Annotated in this window: 21 protein-coding genes, 1 pseudogene and 1 riboswitch; of the genes and pseudogenes, 20 read left to right on the forward strand and 2 right to left on the reverse strand. The window is 44.7% G+C overall.

From position 1 onward, the window contains the following. The first annotated feature begins 241 nt into the window (after positions 1 to 241). Together LKD36_RS16260 and LKD36_RS16265 are read left to right on the forward strand one after the other, a co-directional pair. On the forward strand, positions 242 to 685 hold the full coding sequence (locus tag LKD36_RS16260; RefSeq protein WP_308460272.1) for a MarR family winged helix-turn-helix transcriptional regulator: 444 nt from the start codon (positions 242 to 244) through the stop codon (positions 683 to 685). Beyond that, positions 682 to 1,245 carry a hypothetical protein gene (locus LKD36_RS16265; protein WP_308460273.1) on the forward strand — a complete coding sequence of 188 codons (564 nt, stop codon included), beginning with the start codon at positions 682 to 684 and terminating at the stop codon, positions 1,243 to 1,245. The genes LKD36_RS16260 and LKD36_RS16265 overlap by 4 nt, the downstream gene beginning before the upstream one ends. Before the next feature lie 52 nt (positions 1,246 to 1,297). Here LKD36_RS16265 and LKD36_RS16270 read toward each other — a convergent pair whose 3' ends face one another. Continuing rightward, the gene (locus LKD36_RS16270) at positions 1,298 to 3,088 is read right to left on the reverse strand and encodes a flavin reductase (protein ID WP_308460274.1); all 1,791 of its coding nucleotides are present in this window, start codon (positions 3,086 to 3,088) and stop codon (positions 1,298 to 1,300) included. 138 nt (positions 3,089 to 3,226) lie between these two features. Between LKD36_RS16270 and LKD36_RS16275 the strand changes: the two genes are divergently transcribed. Together LKD36_RS16275 and LKD36_RS16280 are read left to right on the forward strand one after the other, a co-directional pair. Further along, the gene (locus tag LKD36_RS16275; protein WP_118769657.1) at positions 3,227 to 3,862 is read left to right on the forward strand and encodes a Crp/Fnr family transcriptional regulator; all 636 of its coding nucleotides are present in this window, start codon (positions 3,227 to 3,229) and stop codon (positions 3,860 to 3,862) included. Between the two features lie 9 nt (positions 3,863 to 3,871). Continuing rightward, positions 3,872 to 4,129 carry a hypothetical protein gene (locus LKD36_RS16280; protein ID WP_331465333.1) on the forward strand — a complete coding sequence of 86 codons (258 nt, stop codon included), beginning with the start codon at positions 3,872 to 3,874 and terminating at the stop codon, positions 4,127 to 4,129. Between the two features lie 99 nt (positions 4,130 to 4,228). Here the strand turns inward: LKD36_RS16280 and LKD36_RS16285 are convergent, their stop codons facing one another. Further along, positions 4,229 to 5,563, reverse strand: coding sequence for a sodium-dependent transporter (locus LKD36_RS16285; RefSeq protein ID WP_308460275.1), 1,335 nt, complete (start codon positions 5,561 to 5,563; stop codon positions 4,229 to 4,231). A gap of 123 nt (positions 5,564 to 5,686) precedes the next feature. On the opposite strand from LKD36_RS16285, the gene LKD36_RS16290 reads away from it, so the two are divergent. The 16 genes and pseudogenes from LKD36_RS16290 to LKD36_RS16365 all read left to right on the forward strand — a co-directional run. After that, positions 5,687 to 6,571 carry a LysR family transcriptional regulator gene (locus LKD36_RS16290; RefSeq protein WP_308460276.1) on the forward strand — a complete coding sequence of 295 codons (885 nt, stop codon included), beginning with the start codon at positions 5,687 to 5,689 and terminating at the stop codon, positions 6,569 to 6,571. A gap of 102 nt (positions 6,572 to 6,673) precedes the next feature. Continuing rightward, a complete protein-coding gene (locus LKD36_RS16295; protein WP_308460277.1) occupies positions 6,674 to 7,300 on the forward strand; it encodes a lactate utilization protein in 627 nt (208 codons plus the stop codon). A 20-nt stretch (positions 7,301 to 7,320) separates the two neighbouring features. Further along, entirely contained in the window at positions 7,321 to 8,445 is a 1,125-nt protein-coding gene (locus tag LKD36_RS16300) for a DUF362 domain-containing protein (protein ID WP_308460278.1), read from the forward strand. 130 nt (positions 8,446 to 8,575) lie between these two features. Then, positions 8,576 to 8,684: riboswitch (TPP riboswitch) on the forward strand. A 158-nt stretch (positions 8,685 to 8,842) separates the two neighbouring features. Continuing rightward, positions 8,843 to 9,037 (forward strand): sulfur carrier protein ThiS, encoded by a 195-nt coding sequence (gene thiS / locus LKD36_RS16305; protein WP_308460279.1) that lies wholly within the window; start codon positions 8,843 to 8,845, stop codon positions 9,035 to 9,037. A gap of 6 nt (positions 9,038 to 9,043) precedes the next feature. After that, positions 9,044 to 9,679, forward strand: a complete 636-nt coding sequence (thiF, locus tag LKD36_RS16310; protein ID WP_308460280.1) for a sulfur carrier protein ThiS adenylyltransferase ThiF — start codon at positions 9,044 to 9,046, stop codon at positions 9,677 to 9,679. 24 nt (positions 9,680 to 9,703) lie between these two features. Next, positions 9,704 to 10,468, forward strand: a complete 765-nt coding sequence (locus LKD36_RS16315; RefSeq protein ID WP_308460281.1) for a thiazole synthase — start codon at positions 9,704 to 9,706, stop codon at positions 10,466 to 10,468. Between the two features lie 12 nt (positions 10,469 to 10,480). Continuing rightward, the gene (gene thiH / locus LKD36_RS16320) at positions 10,481 to 11,740 is read left to right on the forward strand and encodes a 2-iminoacetate synthase ThiH (protein WP_308460282.1); all 1,260 of its coding nucleotides are present in this window, start codon (positions 10,481 to 10,483) and stop codon (positions 11,738 to 11,740) included. Continuing rightward, complete coding sequence (locus LKD36_RS16325) at positions 11,721 to 12,314, forward strand: thiamine phosphate synthase (protein ID WP_308460283.1); 594 nt, start codon at positions 11,721 to 11,723, stop codon at positions 12,312 to 12,314. The genes thiH and LKD36_RS16325 overlap by 20 nt, the downstream gene beginning before the upstream one ends. A gap of 100 nt (positions 12,315 to 12,414) precedes the next feature. Then, complete coding sequence (locus LKD36_RS16330) at positions 12,415 to 13,803, forward strand: ATP-binding protein (protein WP_308460284.1); 1,389 nt, start codon at positions 12,415 to 12,417, stop codon at positions 13,801 to 13,803. A gap of 1 nt (position 13,804) precedes the next feature. Next, positions 13,805 to 14,203, forward strand: a complete 399-nt coding sequence (locus LKD36_RS16335; RefSeq protein ID WP_308460285.1) for a DUF2500 domain-containing protein — start codon at positions 13,805 to 13,807, stop codon at positions 14,201 to 14,203. Between the two features lie 2 nt (positions 14,204 to 14,205). Beyond that, on the forward strand, positions 14,206 to 14,931 hold the full coding sequence (locus LKD36_RS16340; protein ID WP_308460286.1) for a nitroreductase family protein: 726 nt from the start codon (positions 14,206 to 14,208) through the stop codon (positions 14,929 to 14,931). A gap of 156 nt (positions 14,932 to 15,087) precedes the next feature. Further along, a complete protein-coding gene (locus tag LKD36_RS16345; protein WP_308460287.1) occupies positions 15,088 to 15,654 on the forward strand; it encodes an NUDIX hydrolase in 567 nt (188 codons plus the stop codon). Between the two features lie 47 nt (positions 15,655 to 15,701). Next, positions 15,702 to 16,949 carry a saccharopine dehydrogenase family protein gene (locus tag LKD36_RS16350; RefSeq protein ID WP_308460288.1) on the forward strand — a complete coding sequence of 416 codons (1,248 nt, stop codon included), beginning with the start codon at positions 15,702 to 15,704 and terminating at the stop codon, positions 16,947 to 16,949. A 153-nt stretch (positions 16,950 to 17,102) separates the two neighbouring features. After that, complete coding sequence (locus LKD36_RS16355; RefSeq protein WP_308460290.1) at positions 17,103 to 19,598, forward strand: excinuclease ABC subunit UvrA; 2,496 nt, start codon at positions 17,103 to 17,105, stop codon at positions 19,596 to 19,598. Between the two features lie 50 nt (positions 19,599 to 19,648). Further along, positions 19,649 to 20,824 carry a pyridoxal phosphate-dependent aminotransferase gene (locus LKD36_RS16360; protein WP_308460289.1) on the forward strand — a complete coding sequence of 392 codons (1,176 nt, stop codon included), beginning with the start codon at positions 19,649 to 19,651 and terminating at the stop codon, positions 20,822 to 20,824. 71 nt (positions 20,825 to 20,895) lie between these two features. Then, positions 20,896 to 21,155, forward strand: a pseudogene (locus tag LKD36_RS16365) (hypothetical protein); the annotation flags it as partial.

The following is a 21,155-nucleotide window of genomic DNA, read 5'->3' on the forward strand; positions in this document are numbered from 1 at the left end:
GCAGAGGTGGAAGCGCAGTAATGCGTGAAGCTGACTGTTACTAATAGGTCGAGGGCTTAACCAAGAGGTTTAGGTGGTAAGGTTTTGGAAAGAAAAAGTATTGACTGTATGCAGTTTTGAAGGCACAAACGAAAGAGATCATCACGAAAGTGATGATCTTTTTTTGTATGTTATTGCTTGACTCGAAAAGTATAATACAATATATTTGTTCTAAATAGAACATTAAGAAAGGGGAGTAGATATGCATTTCTGGGATCAGCATAAGACAATTACCAGCTATTATGAATTGCTTGCAAGGGAAGTATGCGATACATATCAGCTGACGCAGATGGAATATGACATTCTTATGTTTCTACACAGTAATCAGCAGTATAATACGGCGGCAGATATTGTAAAAATAAGGAAATCCACGAAATCCCATGTATCAGCTTCGTTGAAGGATCTGGAAAAGAAAGGATTGGTTGAAAGAATTCAAAGTGCAGACAATAAGAAACATATTGAAATCAATCTGTTAAGTAAAGCAGAGCCAATTGTAGAAGCAGGACTGAAAGCACAGAGACAATTTGCCAAGAATGTGTTAAGCGGGCTGTCAGAAGAAGAAAAAACGGTGTGTATCAGTGTATTTCAGAAAATCTGCAATAATGCAAACGAATTTTTAAAGAAAGAAAAGGAGCAGGAAGTTTGAGCGAGAAAACATATAAACCACAGATGCCGGATCTCATGGAAGCAGTATTCGATGCGGTATATTTAACATTTGATCTTATTGCAGGCATTTTATTTTTTGCCTTATCAAATGGAAATCCGTTATTTATTCTTTACGGAATATTGACATTTACTCTTTGCGGTGGGGATGCATTTCATCTGGTTCCCAGAATTTTCAGAGCAGTGGGTGGAAGCAGTGAAAAAATAAAAAGACAGATGGGAATTGGTCTGCAGATATCCTCTATTACCATGACCGTATTTTATATTATTTTAATGTATGTCTGGAAATATACATTCCCGGAACTGAGAGCACCTGTTGCGGTAGAAGCAATGATATGGATATCAGCGATGATCAGAATTGCAGTATGTATTTTGCCGCAGAATAACTGGTGCAGTAATGAGGGAAATATGCCACTTTCCATTCTCAGAAATGCGGTCTTTGCAGTCACCGGGATAGGCGTGATTATTTTATACGCGATTTCCGGAAATACAAATGCCTATATGTGGATTATTGCGATGGGACTTCAGCTTTTATTATCTTAAGAGGAAAAAAGCATCAGCCATTTTTTGTTTGGCTGATGCTTTCATTCTCGAATTACTGAATCGGTTCAAAATCCACGGCACCGTGTTTGCACAGCGGGCAGATGATATCTTCCGGAAGTTCATCTCCTTCATAGATATATCCGCAGACTTTGCACACGAATCCTTTCTTGCCGTCTGTTTCCGGCTTCGGTTTTACGTTCTGCTGGTAGTAGGTGTAGGTCATGGTATCCTGATCGCTCATGACACGGGCTTCTGTGACGCTGCAGATGAACATACCGTGAGTGCCCAGATCGACATACTGTTCTACTTTCAGAGACATAAAAGCGTTGATATATTTATCCAGGAATACCAGACCGTTTCCGGAACGGTTGATCTTTTCACCTGCAAACTTGTCAACTGTTCGTCCTGACTGGAAGCCAAACTGCTGGAAAACGGAAAATGGTGCATCTACGGACAGGCAATTAACATTCATGATGCCGGTCTGCTGAATTACATGGTGAGAGTAGTTTTCTTTATTGATATTGACCGCCACACGATAAGGATTATCTGTCAGCTGGGTGACGGTATTTACAATGAGACCATTGTCTTTCTTTCCGTCATTGGAGGTAACCACATAGAGTCCATAGCCGATGCGGAAGAGGGCAGTCATATCATTTTTATTTGCAAGAGAATTGTCTTTTGCAATGTATTCTTTGCAGAGCTCTTCTGTCATGGCGTCGATCTGTTTCCGGTTTTCTTCTTTCACAGATGACCAGATATGAACAGAATTTTTCAGCCAGTCAATTTTTTTGCATTTCGACATCATTTCTTTCATGATTTTTGCGGCCAGCGGTGCCCAGGTACCATTTTCAATGAGTCCGACAGTACGGTTCTGATAATTGTGCTCTACCAGTCTGGTGATGAAATCATTCATGAATGGATAAATACTTGCATTGTAAGTAGTTGTTGCAAGAATCAGTTTGGAATAACGGAAAGCATCGCTGACTGCCTGGGACATATCATCTCTTGCCAGGTCATAGATAACTACTTTGGGACATCCGTTGGCGGTCAGTTTATCTGCGAGGAGAGAAACTGCCATTTTGGTATGTCCGTATACAGAAGTATAGGCAATCACAATACCATCGTCTTCCGGCTGATAGGAAGACCAGGTGTCATAAAGGTGAAGATAATGTCCCAGCTCTTCGGTCAATACCGGTCCGTGAAGCGGGCAGATGATCTGAATGTCAAGGGTGGCAGCCACTTTCAGGAGATTCTGTACCTGAACACCGTATTTTCCAACGATTCCAATAAAATATCTTCTTGCTTCGTCATCCCAGGGTTCTTCTATATCCAGTGCACCGAATTTTCCAAAACCATCTGCGGAGAAAAGAACCTTTTCTGTGCTGTCATAGGTGACCATAACCTCCGGCCAGTGTACCATGGGTGCAAATACAAAGGTCAGCTGGTGATATCCAAGGGAGAGAGTTCCACCATTTCCCATTTCTATTTTCTGACCTTCCAGATTAAGCTCGAAGAAATTATGGATCATATTGAAGGCTTTTGCCGTAGCAACAACGGTGGTGTCCGGATAAACTCTCAGGAAGTTGGCAACATTTGCCGCATGGTCCGGTTCCATATGCTGCACGATGAGATAGTCCGGTTTACGGCCATCCAAAACCTGCTGAATATTGTCAAGCCACTGATGGGTAAAGTCAGCATCTACCGTATCCATGACTGCAATTTTTTCATCCAGAATGACATAGGAATTATAAGACATTCCGTTTGGTACTTTGTACTGACCCTCAAAAAGGTCAATGCGGTGATCGTTTACGCCGACGTATTGAATGGTATCTGTGACTTTCATAGTAGTGTCCTCCGTTTTATATGGTGCGTTGATTTGTTGTTTGTTAACTTTGTTAAAATAATAACAGAAAAAACAAAACAGTTCTGTTGCAAAAGTCACAAATAGAGAGATATAATAAAAAAAAGGGGGAAATTTCAGATGACAAGCAATACACTTTTTACAGATATTCTTCCCGAGGAACAGGAAAGAATGCGCGTTTGTTTCAAGGCAAGGGAAGCAGTGTTTCAAAATGGGGAAACGGTGATGGAATACTCCAACATCATGAAGAAGATCGGACTGATTCTCTATGGACGGGCCGTGCTGTACTGCTGTGATGAAGAAGGCAATGAATATGTGATTGACGAATTGAAAAAGGATGCAGTCTTTGGAGAACCATTTCTTCTCCCTACGGACTTTCAGCACTATTATGTGAAAGCGGAAGAAGAAACCAGGGTAATGTTTATCGATTATGAGCATGTGATCAAACGGTGTGAGAATGCATGCTGGCATCACAGCCAGTTGGTCAGCAATCTCTTTCAGATGACTGCACTGCAGTCCAGGCAGCAGATGGAACGGATTTATGTGTTGTCCAGGTCAACTACGAGAAAAAAGATTCTGGCATATCTCAATCATCTTTCAGCAGAAATGCATAATCAGAAAATTCATCTGCCCATGTCCTATACGGCGTTGGCGCAATATCTTTGTGTAGATCGCAGTGCCATGACAAGAGAACTGAAAAATTTGGAGAATGAGGGCGTATTAAAAAAAGAAGGCAGGGAGATTCGGCTTGTTTGAAAGGTGAATATGCTTGGTACAATTCTTGCAGCATATAAAGATTTTGAAGAACGTATGGCTTTTGTGGAACCCAAATTATCAGCTTTTGAGATGGTCACAAAAGCAAGCAAATTTAAAATCGGTCGTTTTACGAAACAGGATATACGAGAATTGCGTCCCACCATCAGTGACAGTTCTATTGAGGGTGCATTGCGCAAGATGGTTGCTTCTGGAGAATTAAAGAAAGAAGGAAAAGGAAAAAATACCTGTTACTACAGAACGAGATAAGGGGTAATTCAATTAGGGGACTGCCATGAAAAATATTCAGGGAACAGGAGTAAAAAAATCCGGGAGAGACGATTACAGGAATCATCTCTCCCGGTCTTTTTATTTCCACTGAAATGTAATAATACCATAAATATAAATAATGGCAATGACAGCAGGAACAAAATACTGGAACAGTGGTTTCATAAAGGAGCGGATCTTCAGTCCTGATCCAGTGTTTGCTTCTTCTAAGAAATGTTCCCATCCCCAGCCAAACTTGTTGCAGCAGAACAGGGCAAGCACAAGAGAACCAAGAGGAAGAATATTGGTGGATACAATAAAATCCCAGAAATCGAGCCATGCGGTACCCTCAGCAAATGGCTGAAAATGAAAGACACTGTAGCCAAGAGCGGTGGTCATTGCAAGCAGGAAAACAACGATACCACAGATCAGACTTCCTTTTGGACGGGACCAGCCGGTTAATTCGCGCACCATGGCAAGGATATTTTCACAGACTCCAAGAACGGTGGACATGGCAGCAAAGATCATAAACAGGAAGAAAAGAGTTCCCCATAAATGACCGCCTGCCATATGATTAAATACAGCAGCCATAGTATCAAACAGAAGACTTGGTCCTGCATTTACTTCCAGATTATAAGTGAAGCAGGCCGGGAAGATAATAATACCAGCCAGAACCGCTACTAATGTATCCAAAGTAATGACATGAACAGCTTCTCCCATCAGAGAACGTTCTTTTCCAATATAGCTTCCAAAAATAGCCATTCCTCCCATACCTGTGGACAGGGTAAAGAAGGCCTGATTCATGGCACCGACAATGACGGATCCATTAATTTTGGAAAAGTCCGGTTTGAGATAAAAAATCATGCCTTCGCCAGCTCCAGACAGAAAAAGGCTGTGGATGGCAAGTACAAGCATCAGAACCAGCAGTGCAGACATCATAAATTTGGATACACGTTCCAGACCGCCCTGCAGGTTGAAGGAAAGAATAATAAATGCAACCACAACCGTGACCAGAAGAAATGACACATTGATCACCGGGTTGGAAATCATGGAAACAAAACCAAGAGAACTATTTTGTCCTGTCAGAAATTTACAAAAATAATAAATGATCCATCCGCAGACCACAGTATAAAATGCCATCAGGGAAAGGTTTCCTATAAAGCATATCCAACCGAAAATTCCCCATTTCTGTCCTGGTTTTTCCAGTTTCTGATACATGTAGAGCGGGCTGGTCTGGGCTGCTCTTCCAATAGAAAACTCCATGACTAACGCAGGAATTCCCAGAAGGATCAGACACAAGATATAGACCAGCATGAAGCTGCCGCCTCCGTTCTGCCCGCATAGCCATGGAAATTTCCAGACATTTCCGCAGCCAATGGCACAGCCGGCAGACAGCATAATAAAGCCCATACGGCTTCCAAGCTGTTCGCGTTTCATTTGTTGATAACCCCTTTCATTATTATACATTCAATAGATCAATTATAGTGCAGTGATCAGTATTTGTAAAATTGATGATTTCATGATATACTAACGAAAATATCGTTTGTAGAAGGAAATAGAATGGACATTCATGTATTGAAAACATTTATTGCCGTTTGTGAATACTCCGGTTTTTCGGCGGCAGCGAAAAAATTGGGTTATACGCAGTCAACGGTCTCTTCTCAGATTCGACAACTGGAAAAAGAACTGAATGTCAGTTTGTTTGACCGTTTTTATCATAAGATTAAACTGACTTCCGATGGTGCAATTGTATTAAGATATGCCAGAGATATGGTAGAATCCAATGAAAAAATGTTGTCAGAAATCAGACGGACGGAACATATAGCAGGAACGATTCGGCTTTCCATGTCCAGTTCTGTCTGCAACCGCTACTTTAAAGATGATTTCCTGCAATTCAGGAAACGATTTCCAGGGATACATTTGATTGTCTCAGAAAGCGGAACAGAAGAGATGTTTCATATGCTGCAAAAGAATGAAACAGATCTGGTATTCACTCTGGATAGCCATATTTATGATTCAGAGTATGTCATCTGTGCGGAACGGGAGGAATCGGTGCATTTTATTGCGGCAGCAGATCATTCTGCTGTGCAGTGGCCAGAGCTTACTCTGCCTGTATTATGTTCGGAAGAATTTGTTCTGACAGAAAATAATATGAGTTATCGAAAAATGTTGAATGCAGAACTGGCAGCCAGATCACTGGAACTGAACCCGGTTCTTGAGATTGGAAATCCCATCCAGATCTGTGAACTTGTCAGGAGCAGCAGATTACTTTCCTTTTTACCAGACTTTATCACAGAGGAATATGTGAAATCAGGGCAGCTTAGCAGACTGAATGTAACAGACTGTCCAGTAAAAGTCTGGACGCAGCTTTTGATTCATAAAAATAAATGGCGTTCTGCAGCTTTGAATGCGTTTATTGATTTTTATAAAGAAGTCATTCATTAGTTTACTGTTGAATCGAAATGCAAGGATGGATATTGTTTCAAAAATATTTTTCTGATAAAATATAAATGAAACTTTACTACAGAAACAAAAAGGAGCCTGGATATGAACGAAAATATGGTAAAGAGAAATGTTTGTCTTGCCCAGACTGTAATTAAAGGTCTGGAATCACGTAATATGTCTGGATATTATGCTGCAAATAAGGAAGAAGCACTGAAAAAGGCACTGGAGCTGATTCCAGAAGGCAGTAAAATTGCCATGGGTGGATGTATGAGTGCACACGAAATCGGATTGATCAAAGCTCTGGAAGAAGGCAATTATCATTATTTGGATCGTGCAAAGATGGAGCCAAGAGAAGGTCTTATGGCTGCTTATGATGCAGATGTATTTCTTTCCAGTGCCAATGCCATGACCAGTGATGGTATTCTGGTGAATATCGATGGAAATGCCAACCGCGTATCCTGTATCGCGCAGGGACCGAGGAAAGTCGTTTTCATTGTTGGCATGAATAAAGTCTGTGATAACCTTGACAGTGCCATGAAACGTGCCAGAAATGTGGCAGCACCGGCAAACACACAAAGATTTGACATCAAAACTCCGTGTAAGGAAAAAGGAAAATGTTTTGACTGCAAATCTCCGGATACGATCTGCTGTCAATTCCTGATTACCAGATATTCCAGACATACCGATCGCATTCATGTGATTCTGGTAAATGATACGTTGGGATTCTAAGGATAGGAGAGAAATATTAGATGGAGAAATCAACTGTTTATTTTACGGATTTCCGGTGTCCGGTAGGCACCAGCCAGCTGGATAAGCTGAAAAAGCTCTGTATCGCAGCCGGAATCAAAGACATTGACATGGATGGAAAGTTTGTAGCAATCAAGATGCACTTCGGTGAGCTTGGAAATATGGCGTTCCTTCGCCCGAACTATGCGAAGGTAGTGGCTGATCTCTGCAAAGAGCAGGGGGGAATGCCGTTTCTGACAGACTGCAATACTCTGTATCCGGGAAGCAGAAAAAATGCACTGGAGCATTTGGACTGTGCAAACCTTAACGGCTTTAACACCATTACGACGGGATGTCAGATTATCATTGGAGACGGACTTCGCGGAACCGATGAAGTAGAAGTCCCGGTTGTGAACGGGGAATACTGCAAAACAGCCCTCATTGGACATGCAATCATGGATGCGGACATTTTCATCAGTCTGAGTCATTTCAAAGGACATGAGACAACCGGATTTGGCGGAGCCCTTAAAAATATTGGTATGGGCTGTGGAAGCCGTGCCGGAAAAATGCAGCAGCACGCAAGCGGAAAACCGGCAATCAACGAAGAAGTCTGTCGTGGCTGCCGCCGCTGTGCAAAAGAATGCGGCAGTGATGCAATTACCTATGTCAACAAAAAAGCAGTGATTGATTATGATAAATGTAAAGGCTGCGGCCGTTGTATCGGAGCCTGCAGTTACGATGCAGTCTACAATCCGAATAGCAGTGCAAATGAGCTTCTCGACCGTAAAATGGCTGAGTATGCACAGGCTGTCTGTCATGGCCGTCCGCATTTCCATATTGCACTGGTGCAGGATATCAGTCCTAACTGTGACTGCCATGGCGAGAACGATGCCCCGATCCTTCCGGATATCGGAATGTTCGCAAGCTTCGATCCAGTGGCACTGGATCAGGCATGTGCGGATGCCTGCCTGAAAGCAACCCCGATTGAAAACAGCCAGCTGGGCGAGCATCTGGCAGAGCCGGGATGGCATTGTCACCACGATCATTTCAAAGACTCCAACCCGAATATTGAGTGGAAAGCAACCCTCGATCAGGCAGAGAAGATCGGCCTTGGAACGAGAGCTTATGAGTTGAAGAGAATTAAATAAACACAAGATTCTGATCTTGTAGTGAGGATAGGGAAGATTTCGGTGATTATGATTTGTTTGCAGCAGGTATTTCGAAAGAATTTACAAGATGTGGAAATCTCTTGCAAATCTCCTGAAACTTCTGTATAATATTTTTCAAATAGGGAGCTCAAATAAATGGGCTGAGAGTAGACTTGATTAGTCTTGACCTGGAACCTGATTTGGATAATGCCAACGTAGGGAAATACATGTCGCGAATGGATGGACGTATGTGCCGTTGCTCTCTGTTTTGTGTGAACTGGGGGCACCACTTTTCACAGAGTACTTACAGGCGCCGGATGACACTAAAAGTGTGTCATTCGGTGCCTTTTTTGTGTGCTTGGAGATTAAGGTGTTAAAACGTGAAAGGAGAAACAGGATGGTAAAAATCAATGGAGAAGAAAAGGAGATTGCCGGAAAGAATCTTCTGGAATTTTTAAAAGAGACCGGATTTGAGCCGGAACGGGTAGTGGTGGAACGGAATCTCATGATCATTCCAAAAGACAAGCTGGGCAATGTGACCATTCAGGATGAGGATGTCATTGAAGTTCTTAGGTTTGTAGGAGGAGGCTGAAAAAAAATGGGAGAACTCATTTCGCAGGAAGAACTGGACCGGGCCTTTGATGCCCGTTTTTCCAAAGAAATGCAGGTGAAGCTTCGCAGTGCCAAGGTAGCGATAGCGGGACTTGGCGGACTGGGATCAAATATTGCGGTGATGTTAGCAAGAAGCGGGATTGGAAAGCTTCTGCTGGTGGATTTTGATGTAGTGGATGTGACGAACCTGAACCGCCAGATGTATTTTATTCCGCAGCTTGGAAAACCAAAGGCAGAGGCACTGCCGGAGATTTTGCGTCAGATCAATCCCTATCTTACCTATGAATCTGTATGTGTGAAGGTGATACCGGAGAATGTAAAGGAACTGTTTTCAGATTATCCCATTGTCTGTGAGGCCTTTGATAAGCCGGATCAGAAGGCGATGCTTGTGAGGGAACTATTGACTCAGTGCCCGGAGACGACAGTGGTATCAGGAAACGGTATGGCAGGTTATGGAGATACCAATGAAATCCGCACGCAGCAGATGATGAGAAGGCTTTATGTGTGTGGGGATCAAAGTACGGATGTGGGCAATGGAATCGGACTGGTTGCACCGAGGGTGGCAGCTTGTGCTGCCCATGAAGCAAATAAAGTACTGCAGCTGATTATGCAGACTGAATGATAAAAAGAAAAGAGGAAGAAAGAAATGGAAGATAAATTTGTATTAGGTGGAAAAGAGTTTAAGAGCCGTTTTATCCTTGGTTCTGGAAAATATAATCTGAATTTGATTAAAGCGGCCGTAGAACAGGGCGGCGCAGAGATTATCACCCTTGCGCTGCGTCGGGCAAATACCCAGGAGAGTGAGAATATTCTGGATTTTATTCCGGAAGGAGTGACACTGCTTCCAAATACATCAGGAGCAAGAACAGCTGAGGAGGCTGTCCGGATCGCCAGACTGAGCAGAGCTATGGGATGTGGAGATTTTGTCAAAGTGGAGATCATGCGTGATGCGAAATATCTGTTTCCGGATAATTACGAAACAGTGAAGGCAACGGAGATTCTGGCAAAGGAAGGTTTTGTAGTGCTTCCGTATATGAACCCGGATTTAAATGTAGCCAGAGACCTTCAGAATGCAGGTGCAGCAGCGGTGATGCCGCTGGCAGCACCCATTGGAAGCAACAAGGGACTGGCAACCAAAGCCATGATCCAGGTACTCATTGATGAAATTGATCTTCCGATTATTGTGGATGCCGGTATCGGAAAACCGTCCCAGGCATGTGAAGCAATGGAGATGGGAGCAACTGCTATTATGGCAAATACAGCAATTGCTACTGCTGGAGATGTGCCGGAGATGGCAGCAGCCTTCAAGCTGGCAATCGAGGCAGGAAGAAAAGCGTATCTGACCGGTATGGGAAGAGTGCTTGCAAGAGGTGGCAGTGCATCTGATCCGCTGACTGGATTTCTGCGTTAGGAGGCGTGTATCATGAATGAAGAAAATCAGGTATATTTTGTAGACAGTGACAAGCTGCCGCAGGCTGCACTGGACAGAAAACACCGTCTGGAGCAGGATCCGTCTTTCAGAACCAATCATATGGAATATATGGAAGGAATGCAGGTCATTGAGTCCGATATTAAAGATAAAGTGCTGAAAGCAATGGATGAATTTGACTATGATGCCTACACGGCAGCAGATGTAGAGAGGGCGCTTTCTCATGAATCCTGTTCCATCGAAGATTTCAAAGCACTTTTATCTCCGGCGGCAGCCCCTTATCTGGAGCAGATGGCACGCAAGGCAGAAGAGATTACAAAAAATCATTTTGGAAATACCGTTTATATTTTCACACCATTGTACATTGCCAACTACTGCCAGAACTACTGCATTTATTGTGGATTTAACTGTTACAACAATATCCGCCGGAAAAAACTGACGTTTGAAGAAATTGAGCATGAGATGCAGGTTATCGCGAAGACCGGAATGGAAGAGATTCTGATGCTTACCGGTGAGAGCCGTGCCTATTCTGATGTAACATATATTGGAGAGGCGGTAAAGATTGCGAGAAAGTATTTTAAAAATATCGGAATTGAGATTTATCCGGTGAATGTGGATGAATACCAGTATCTCCATGAATGTGGTGTGGATTATGTGACGGTGTTCCAGGAAACTTACAATACGGATAAATATGAGACCCTTCATCTGATGGGACATAAGCGTGTCTGGCCCTATCGCTTTGATGCACAGGAGCGTGCATTGATGGGAGGTATGCGCGGAGCCGGATTTTCTGCACTGCTTGGACTTGATGATTTCCGGAAGGATGCGCTGGCGACGGCACTTCATGTTTATTATATCAACCGGAAATATCCCCACGCGGAGCTGTCCTTAAGCTGTCCGCGGCTTCGCCCGATTGTGAATAACGACAAGATCAATCCGAAGGATGTAGGGGAAAAAGAACTTTGTCAGGTACTGTGTGCATACCGGATGTTCCTTCCATTTGCAGGAATTACGGTATCCAGCAGAGAAAGTGAGACATTTCGTAACGGAATTACAAAGATCTGCGCGACGAAGGTCTCAGCAGGTGTATCTACCGGTATCGGTGATCATGAAGAGAAATACGAAGGTAAAGAAGATGCGGACGTGGGGGATGAGCAGTTCGAGATTAACGACGACCGTTCTTTTGAAAAAATGTATGAGGATATGGAACATGGCGGTCTGCAGCCGGTTCTGAATGATTATATTTATGTGTAAGTCCTATGAGCATGCCATTGTAATTACAAACCGCATGCTGGTGCAGGGAGATTTCTTAGAGCAGATGGAAAAAGTGATTGCCCTGCATCCTCATGCTGTCATTTTGCGGGAAAAGGATCTGCTAGATGAGGAATACGAAAAGCTGGCAAAAAACATACTGGTTCTTTGCGGAAGAGAAGGAGTACTGTGTTTTCTACATTCCAGAATTGATATGGCTCGGAAACTGAAGTGTGAGCAGATTCACTTGTCTGTTCCGGCGCTTCAGTCATTAAGTGAGCAGGAACGATCAGCACTTCGAGAAGATTTCCGGGAACTGAGCATTTCCTGTCACAGCATGGAAGATATGAAATTTGCCGTGAGCAGCGGTGCCACACAGATTGTTCTTGGAACGATCTTTGAGACGGACTGTAAGAAAGGTCTGAAAGGAAAAGGGCTTGATTTTGTAAGAGAAATCTGTGAAGTCTGCCCGGTTCCGGTCTATGCCATCGGCGGTATTAGCATGGAACGCCTGTCACAGGTCATGGATGCCGGGGCAGCAGGTGGATGCATGATGTCAGGATTTATGCGTCTTTAAATATTTTTAAGGAATTGAAGGGAAGGTTTTGCTTTTATGACCGACGGCTCTGTGTTATGATAAACATAACGATTATTGTACGGAGAAGGAAGAGCCGGAGATGAAATCCCTGTCCATTTATTCGATTACAAGAAAACAGAATACGGAGCAGCTGCAGAAGTTAGAACGGCAGCTGTCGGGAAGGGCATATTTTCTGAAAGTGCGTGACTGGGAGATGAACAGTATGAGATTGTTCGTGGATCAGCTGGAACTGCACATGGAGGAAGTGTATGCCCTTCGTTTTTTCTATTCCTTTACCATTCCGCGTCTTGGAAAGGAGTTTGATCTGATCCAGATCAAGGAGGAGCAGATTGTCAATATCGAGCTGAAAAGCGGTGAGGTGACGGAGGAAGCCATTCGGAAACAGCTTCTGCAGAACCGATATTATCTGGCACCTTTGGGACGGACGATTCGTTCGTATACCTATATCAGCAGCCAGGACCGTCTGGTGCGTCTGACCAATCATGACCGGATTGTGGAGGCGGCCTGGGAGCAGCTGTGCCGGGATCTTCTGAATGAAAGCCAGGATTATGAAGGAGATATCGAAGATCTGTTTGCGGCAGAATTGTATCTGATCTCTCCTTTGACGGAAGCAGCCCGTTTTCTGAATAAAGAATATTTCCTGACGTCACAGCAGCGGGATATTGAACGGCAGATTTTGAAAAAGATCCGGGCAGATCACAAAGGATACTGCTGGTTTACCGGACTTCCCGGTACCGGGAAAACATTACTTTTATACGATATTGCCATGAAACTGTCTGGCCGGCAGCGGGTGGCAATTATCCATTGCGGAGAAGCCGGACAGGAGTGGAAAACCCTTCATGAGCGGTTAAGACGCATTGATTATGTAACAGATAATGAAATTACAGAAGAAAAATTAAGTTCTTACAGCGCAATTCTGGTAGATGAAGCGCATCTTTTACTGCCGGAAAGGCTGGAATGTTTGCAGCAGGCCGGAACCCGGTGTCCGGTGATCTTTTCCAGTGACTGCGAGGATATGATTTCTCAGGAAGAACGAAAGCAGAATGTGGCAGAAGATCTGGTACACCTTCCGGATATACAGGTATTTCACCTGACCAACCGGATTCGGACCAATGCAGAGGTCTCTTCGTTCATTTTGAACATGATGCACCTTCCTGGGAGACGGGGCTTAAGGCCTTATCCCCATGTGGAAGTGGTCTATGCCAACGATGACAGGGAAGCCGAAAATTTCCGGAAAGATTATCTTCGGCAGGGGTATCGTCCGCCTCAGGAAAACGAAGAATGTCTGGTCGTGGTGATGGACGACAGATATTATTATGATGAAAAAGGCTATTTACGATCTGAGCAGCGGGACGTGAGAAAACTTTTTCATCAACTGAGCAGGGCGAAAGAAGAACTGGCACTGGTGGTAAAGGAAAATGAAACTGTTTATACGGTGCTTTTGAATCTTTTACAGGGGAGGAAATAGTATGGGATTTGGATACAATGAGTTTGACACCGGATTTGGTATGGGATTTCAGTTATTCGATGTGATGTTTTTTCTGATCTTTTTTCTGATTCTTGGAATGTTCCTTTTTATGATAGTAAAAGGATTAAGCACCTGGAATAAGAATAATCAGTCACCGAGACTGACGGTAGATGCAACTGTGGTTGCAAAGCGGACAGATGTCACCCATCATCATAATGGAGACAATATGGCAACCCACTCCACCTGGTACTATGCGACATTTCAGGTGGAGAGCGGTGACCGGATGGAGTTTGCTGTAGATGGAATGGAATACGGAATGTTGGCAGAAGGCGATACCGGGAAATTAAGCTTTCAGGGGACGAGATATCTGTCATTTGAGCGGGAAAGGTTATCTGACTAAAAATGAATGAAATAATAGAAAGTTTATATCAGAGAAAATCTGTGAGAGCATATGAAGACAGGGCGATTCCGGAAGAAATGAAGAATCTGATTCTGGAAGCGGCTATGCAGGCACCGTCAGCGGGCTGTCAGCAGTTATATACGATTTTGGACATCACAGATCAGGAATTAAAGGAAAAGCTGGCAGAAAGCTGTGACCATCAGCCGTTTATCGCAAAGGCACCAATGGTGCTGGTATTTTGTGCAGACTGTAAGAAATGGTATGATGCCTATCTGGAAGCTGGATGTGAGCCGAGAAAACCGGGCGTGGGTGATCTAATGCTTTCGATTACAGATACCGCGATTGCGGCGCAGAATGCCGTGGTGGCAGCAGAAAGTCTGGGGATCGGCTCCTGTTATATCGGGGATATTATGGAAAATTGCGAAGAACATCGGAAACTTTTACAGCTTCCGGAGTATGTGTTCCCAGTAGTTATGTTAGTATTTGGATGGCCGACTATGCAGCAGAAGCAGCGTCAGAAGCCGGCACGGTGTGATCGAAAACATATCGTACATGAAAATACATACCGCAGCATGGATGGAGAAGAATTGCGGGAAATGTTTGCACATGAACATAAGAACAGTACCTACGAAGAATGGTGCAGTGCATTTTGCAAACGCAAATATAATTCGGATTTTTCAAAAGAAATGAGCAGGTCAGTAGCAAAATATCTGGAGAGTTATTTTTAAGGGGCACATCAATCAGTAATGGTTGATGTGCCTTTATAGAAGCCTATCCGTTTGGGTGGTCAAGAGGGTATGCAAATGGGGCGGTTACAAAATAAGAGTAACATCAGGAGGGCAGGTGAAACTGCTGCCTTTCAAACGTATACGGAGGATACCAATATGGCTGAATATTTAGATGTAATAGATGACAATGGAAATCTGACAGGAGAGACAGTTGCCAGAGAGGTGGCGCATCGGGACGGAATTCGTCACAGAACATCCCATTTGTGGCTGCTTCGGAAAAAAGATGGTGCGCTTCAGATTCTGCTTCAAAAACGTTCTGCAGATAAGCCATCCTTTCCGAACTGCTATGATATTTCCAGTGCGGGGCATATCCCGGCAGGTGGCGAATTCGCATCTTCTGCATTGCGCGAATTAAAAGAAGAGCTGGGAATTACCGCGGAGGAAAAAGATCTGATCGTCTGTGGAGATCGGAATGTGGTATGGGATTGTGTGTTTCAGGGAAAACCGTTCCATGACAGGCAGATTTCCAGAGTATTCATAATGAGGTGTGATCTGGAGGAGGATCAGTTCCATATTGACCCGGTAGAAGTGGACAGTGTACGTTGGATGGATTTTGAAAAGTGTATTCACGGAGTAGAACAGAATACATTTCTCAATTGTATTTCATTGGAAGAACTGCAGATGGTCAGAAAGAAACTTTCAGAGAAAGAAAAGATGTGGTAAGATAAGAAGAAATGAAATTTGAAAGATGATAAATGGAGGCTGAAAAAATGCGAATGATGTTAGTTGGCGCCGGAGCGGTCGGCGAAAGTATGTTAAAGATTTTAAAATGGCGTGATCCAAAAGGAGAGTGGCTGTCTTATGTACTGGTAGGTGATTATGATCTTTCCCGTGCAGAAGCGGTAGCCGGGCTTCTTGCGGATGATCGGTTTTCAGCGGTTCAGATTAATGCAACGGACAAGGAGCAGATGAAAAGTCTGATCCGGGAGCACAAGATTGATTTTGTCATGGATGCGGCACCGCCCTTTGCCAGCAATTATATTTTTGATGCAGCTTATGAAGCAGGGGCCAATTATGCCAATATGGGAACCTGGTCTGTTCCTATGGAAGAGCCGGCCTATGGGCTTGGAATTGAAAACAGCTATACGGAACCTATGACAAAATATAATTTTGACCGGCATGAGCAGTGGAAAGAAAAAGGACAGATGGCAGTTATCTGTCTGGGTATTGATCCGGGCGTGGTAAATGTATTTGCGAAATATGCGGCAACCCATCTGTTTGATGTGATGACAGAGGCCCATGTCAAAGACGGCGGCAATCTTTCTGTGCCGGGAGCAGATCCGGATGCAATTCAGTTTGGATTCAATGTGTGGACCGTTCTGGATGAGGTAATGAATCCGAATGTAGAATATGACCAGGAAAAAGGCGGACTGATTGTGGAAAAGGCATTTGCAGGACAGGAAACATTCCAGATGCCGGACGGAGTAGGAGAAAACACGCTTGTCAAGGTGGAACACGAGGAAGTGGTTACCTTTGCCCGTTATCTGGCCCAGTATGGTCTGAAAAAAGCAACCTTCAAAATCAGCCTGGATGATAATCTGATCACTGCCCTGAAAGTCATTGACCATCTGGGACTTCGAAGCCTGAAACCGGTACAGGTGGGAAATGTGAAAGTGGTTCCAAGGGATGTGGTAGCCGCATGTGCTCCACAGCCCAAGGATATCGGTACAGAGATGATCGGAGAAATGCTGGTAGGCGTCCACTGCATTGGCGAAAAGGATGGAGTCAGAAAAGAATATTTCCTGTATCAGAATTTTGATAATCAGGCATCCATGGAACAGTGGGGCTCCCAGGCAGTGGTAGCACAGACTGGATTTGGTGCGGCACTGGCCATTGAACTGATTGGAAGAGGTATCTGGAAAGATACAGGAGTCTTCTCACCGGAGTACTTTGATCCGGAACCGTATCTGAAATTGATGGATGAGACTGGATATGAGTGGCATGTAATGGAGCTTTAGAAGGAGTGAGGGCAGTTTGAAAATCGCACTTTGTCAGATGAAGAATGCAGAAATTGATTTAACCAGATCGCGCGAAATCAGAAATCACAGACCTTATACCGGGCTACGAAGGACAGAATGGTACAAATAAAAGAAAATGTATTAAAAGAAAAGATGGAAGAGAAACGTATGGTACCGAAGTACATCCGGGTGAAGGGTGCACGGGTACATAATCTGAAAAATGTAAATGTAGATGTGCCGCTGAATCAGATCGTTGGCATTGCAGGAGTGTCCGGCTCCGGAAAATCATCACTGGCGCTGGGTGTTTTGTATGCGGAAGGTTCCAGGCGATATCTGGAATCCTTGTCCACTTATACGAGAAGAAGGATGATCGGGGCGGCGAAAGCGCAGGTGGATGAAGTCCTGCATGTACCGGCGGCACTGGCTCTTCATCAGCGCCCAGGCGTGCCGGGTATCCGCAGTACTTTTGGAACCGGAACAGAGCTTTTGAACAGTCTGCGGCTGATGTATTCCAGACTGGCATCTCACAGATGCCCTAATGGCCATTATGTACCGCCGACTTTAAATGTGGCGGCGGAACAGGACATTTTCTGCCCGGAGTGCGGAGAGAGAGTTCATGCACCCAGTGCGGAAGAACTGGCGTTTAATTCCCAGGGTGCCTGCCCGAAATGTGGTGGTACCGGAAGTGTCCGCACAGTAGATTTGGATTCGCTGGTGCCGGATGATTCTATCAGCATTGACGATGGAGCTGTTGCTCCGTGGAACAGTCTCATGTGGTCTTTGATGACTGATGTCTGCCGGGAGATGGGGGTACGGACGGATGTGCCCTTCCGGGATCTGACGGAAGAGGAGAAAGAGATTGTCTATCATGGACCTGCGGAGAAGAAGCATATTTTTTATAAAGCAAAGAAATCCAACCAGGCCGGGGAACTGGATTTTACCTACTATAATGCAGTCTATACGGTAGAAAATGCCCTTGCAAAAGTAAAAGATGAAAAGGGCATGAAACGGGTGGAAAAATTTTTAAAAGAAGAAATCTGCCCGGAATGTCATGGAAGCCGATTATCAGAAGTGGCCAGAGCGCCGAGACTTCGCGGAATCGGTCTTGACGAAGCATGCCGGATGACACTGGGGGAACTGGTACAGTGGGTAGCTGGCGTGCCGGATACTCTTCCGGAGGAAATGCGTCCTATGGCGGAAAGTATCTGTGAATCTTTCCAGACGGTGGCGAAGCGGCTCATGGATCTCGGATTGTCTTATCTAACACTGGATCGTGCCGCTTCCACCCTGTCTACTGGTGAGCGTCAGCGAATGCAGCTGGCAAGAGCAGTGAGAAACCGGACTACAGGAGTTCTCTATGTGCTGGATGAGCCGTCCATCGGTCTGCATCCATCCAACATTGTGGGATTGAATGCCGTCATGCATGACCTGGTGGCTGATGGAAATTCCGTATTGCTGGTGGATCATGATACGGAAGTGCTGTCGGAGTCGGACTGGATCATCGAAATGGGACCGGAGGCTGGAAATGGCGGAGGTTATGTCATTGCCGAGGGAAGTATTCCGGAGATTATGAAAAATAAAGCGTCCATGATTGGCCCGTTTCTTTCCGGACAGGCGAAGACACAGGTGCGTGAGAGGGCAGAAGAGCAGGAATTATTTTCACTGGGAACCATTCATTTATCTACGGACCGGATTCATACGGTAAAGCCTCTGGAGGTGGATATTCCCAAAGGAAGACTGACTGTCGTAACCGGTGTGTCAGGTTCAGGAAAGACCACCATGGTGTTGGAAAGCCTGATTCCAGGACTGGAGTCCATGATCAATGGAGCGAAGCTGCCGGAACATGTAAAACAGGTTTCGGCGGAGGGTATTTTCCATGTGAAGCTGATCGACGCGACTCCTATCGGTATCAATGTCCGTTCAACGGTAGCTACTTATGCAAATGTGCATGATGAATTGAGAAAAATTTATGCCAGAATGCCGGAGGCGAAGGAGCATCAGTGCAAGGCAGGCGATTTTTCCTATAATACGGGAAAACTGCGCTGCCCGGTCTGCGATGGTACCGGGGAGATCAGCCTGGATGTCCAGTTCCTGCCGGATGTGGATGTGCCCTGTCCCGAGTGCAAAGGTTCCCGGTATGGTAAAGAGGCTTGGCAGATTCATTATACCAACAAAAAGGGAAACGTTTATTCACTGCCACAATTGATGGAGATGGATGTGCATAGGGCACTGCAGGCGACAAAGGATCTGAAGACCGTACATCAGAGACTGGAAGTGCTGGAACAGCTGGGACTCGGTTATCTGACGTTGGGAGAGGAGACGCCGAGCCTGTCAGGAGGAGAAGCACAGCGTCTGAAGCTGGCCAGTGAAATGGGAAAAGCTCAGTCGGATTCTGTCTTTATATTTGACGAGCCGACCATCGGACTGCATCCGCTGGATGTGCAGACATTGCTGCAGGTATTCCAGACGTTGATTGAAAATGGAGCCACGGTGGTGATCATTGAGCATGATCTGGATGTGATCCGGAATGGGGACTACATTATTGATATGGGTCCGGGCGGAGGAGAGGCAGGCGGCAGAGTTGTGGCCTGTGGTACCCCGGAGCAGATCAAGAAAAATAAAGATAGTATTACAGGTAGATTTCTGTAAAAAGGTCTAAAATTTGTTTGTATAGAAATACGAAAAGAGGAAACAAATAGATGCCTAAATTAAGTGACAGAGTAAACACATTTACCGATTCCGTCATCCGTCGTATGACCCGAATCAGCAACCAATATGGGGCAATCAATTTGTCCCAGGGATTTCCGGATTTTGATCCACCTAAGGCTATGCTGGATGCGTTAGCGAAAGTGGCTTATAAGGGGCCGCATCAGTATGCAGTAACATTTGGTGCACAGAATTTCAGGGAAGCCCTTGCCAGAAAGCAGGAAAAAGCAATTGGAAGAAAGATCAATCCCAATACAGAGATTGTGGTCACATGCGGTGGAACCGAGGCAATGATGAGTGCCATGATGACCATCTGCAATCCGGGAGATAAAGTTATGGTATTTTCTCCATTTTATGAGAATTATGGAGCAGATGCGATTCTCTCAGGAGCAGACCCAATCTACATTCCGCTGGTACCGCCGACTTATGAGTTTGATATTCGTCTGGTAGAAGAAGGATTTAAAGCAGGAGCAAAGGCAATTATTGTCTGTAACCCGTCCAATCCGTGCGGAAAAGTATTTACAAGAGAAGAATTGATGGCCATAGGTGAACTGGCGCTGAAATATGACGCATTTGTAGTAACGGATGAAGTGTATGAGCATATGGTCTATGCACCGAACAAGCATGTTTGTATGGCATCCCTGCCGGGCATGTATGATCACACCATTACCTGCAATTCCCTTTCCAAGACTTATTCCATTACCGGATGGCGTCTGGGCTATCTCATCGGCCCTGCAGAAGTGATTGAAGGTGCCAAAAAAGTGCATGATTTTCTGACCGTAGGAGCAGCTGCACCGCTTCAGGAAGCAGCCGTAACAGGCTTAAATTTTCCAGAAACATATTATGAGGAACTTCTGGAGCTTTATACGAAGAAACGGGATCGTTTTCTGAAAGGACTGGACCAGATCGGATTAAAGCACAATGTGCCCCAGGGAACGTATTTTGTTATGATTGACATCCAAGAATTCCTTGACTTGCCGCAGTTTGCCGGATTTACGGATCTGGAATTCTGTGAATGGATGATTAAAAATATCGGAGTGGCAGCAGTGCCGGGTTCCAGTTTCTTCCGCGAGGAGGTCAATCATTTGATCCGTCTGCATTTTGCACGAGAGGAAAAGACACTGGATGAAGCGCTGGTCCGTTTGGAAAAATTGAAAGAATTGTTGTAAAGAAAAACAGTATTGACAATTTTTAAATCTCCATCTAATTATCATTGGTAATTATATGGAGATTTTTTATTATGAGAACTGAAACACTGAAAAAAATGTTTGATACCTGTTATCAGGCAAAAAGGGCAAGGGATCTGCTGCCGCCACTGCCGGATGGAGTAACGTCTTCTGATATTCATTACCTGGATGCCATCGGTTCCACTTCCGAATTGCGACGGTGGCCGCCCAGGCATGTAGTGTGGGTCATGACCCAAGGACTTATTCAGACTTTGTTGATACGTCTGCCATTTGCTTACATTATGAGTATTCAGCCCAACGCGAGCCTGACCAT

The organism is Hominiventricola filiformis (assembly GCF_020686965.1).
GTDB lineage: Bacteria > Bacillota > Clostridia > Lachnospirales > Lachnospiraceae > Hominiventricola > Hominiventricola filiformis.

Excerpts from the sequence above, each read along its gene's own strand:
- LKD36_RS16260 (WP_308460272.1), top strand. The coding sequence starts at position 242 with ATGCATTTCTGGGATCAGCATAAGACAATTACCAGCTATTATGAATTG.
- LKD36_RS16270 (WP_308460274.1), bottom strand. The coding sequence starts at position 3,088 with ATGAAAGTCACAGATACCATTCAATACGTCGGCGTAAACGATCACCGC.
- LKD36_RS16275 (WP_118769657.1), top strand. The coding sequence starts at position 3,227 with ATGACAAGCAATACACTTTTTACAGATATTCTTCCCGAGGAACAGGAA.
- LKD36_RS16280 (WP_331465333.1), top strand. The coding sequence starts at position 3,872 with ATGCTTGGTACAATTCTTGCAGCATATAAAGATTTTGAAGAACGTATG.
- LKD36_RS16285 (WP_308460275.1), bottom strand. The coding sequence starts at position 5,563 with ATGAAACGCGAACAGCTTGGAAGCCGTATGGGCTTTATTATGCTGTCT.
- LKD36_RS16290 (WP_308460276.1), top strand. The coding sequence starts at position 5,687 with ATGGACATTCATGTATTGAAAACATTTATTGCCGTTTGTGAATACTCC.
- LKD36_RS16295 (WP_308460277.1), top strand. The coding sequence starts at position 6,674 with ATGAACGAAAATATGGTAAAGAGAAATGTTTGTCTTGCCCAGACTGTA.
- LKD36_RS16300 (WP_308460278.1), top strand. The coding sequence starts at position 7,321 with ATGGAGAAATCAACTGTTTATTTTACGGATTTCCGGTGTCCGGTAGGC.
- thiS (WP_308460279.1), top strand. The coding sequence starts at position 8,843 with ATGGTAAAAATCAATGGAGAAGAAAAGGAGATTGCCGGAAAGAATCTT.
- thiF (WP_308460280.1), top strand. The coding sequence starts at position 9,044 with ATGGGAGAACTCATTTCGCAGGAAGAACTGGACCGGGCCTTTGATGCC.
- LKD36_RS16315 (WP_308460281.1), top strand. The coding sequence starts at position 9,704 with ATGGAAGATAAATTTGTATTAGGTGGAAAAGAGTTTAAGAGCCGTTTT.
- thiH (WP_308460282.1), top strand. The coding sequence starts at position 10,481 with ATGAATGAAGAAAATCAGGTATATTTTGTAGACAGTGACAAGCTGCCG.
- LKD36_RS16325 (WP_308460283.1), top strand. The coding sequence starts at position 11,721 with ATGATTATATTTATGTGTAAGTCCTATGAGCATGCCATTGTAATTACA.
- LKD36_RS16330 (WP_308460284.1), top strand. The coding sequence starts at position 12,415 with ATGAAATCCCTGTCCATTTATTCGATTACAAGAAAACAGAATACGGAG.
- LKD36_RS16335 (WP_308460285.1), top strand. The coding sequence starts at position 13,805 with ATGGGATTTGGATACAATGAGTTTGACACCGGATTTGGTATGGGATTT.
- LKD36_RS16340 (WP_308460286.1), top strand. The coding sequence starts at position 14,206 with ATGAATGAAATAATAGAAAGTTTATATCAGAGAAAATCTGTGAGAGCA.
- LKD36_RS16345 (WP_308460287.1), top strand. The coding sequence starts at position 15,088 with ATGGCTGAATATTTAGATGTAATAGATGACAATGGAAATCTGACAGGA.
- LKD36_RS16350 (WP_308460288.1), top strand. The coding sequence starts at position 15,702 with ATGCGAATGATGTTAGTTGGCGCCGGAGCGGTCGGCGAAAGTATGTTA.
- LKD36_RS16355 (WP_308460290.1), top strand. The coding sequence starts at position 17,103 with ATGGAAGAGAAACGTATGGTACCGAAGTACATCCGGGTGAAGGGTGCA.
- LKD36_RS16360 (WP_308460289.1), top strand. The coding sequence starts at position 19,649 with ATGCCTAAATTAAGTGACAGAGTAAACACATTTACCGATTCCGTCATC.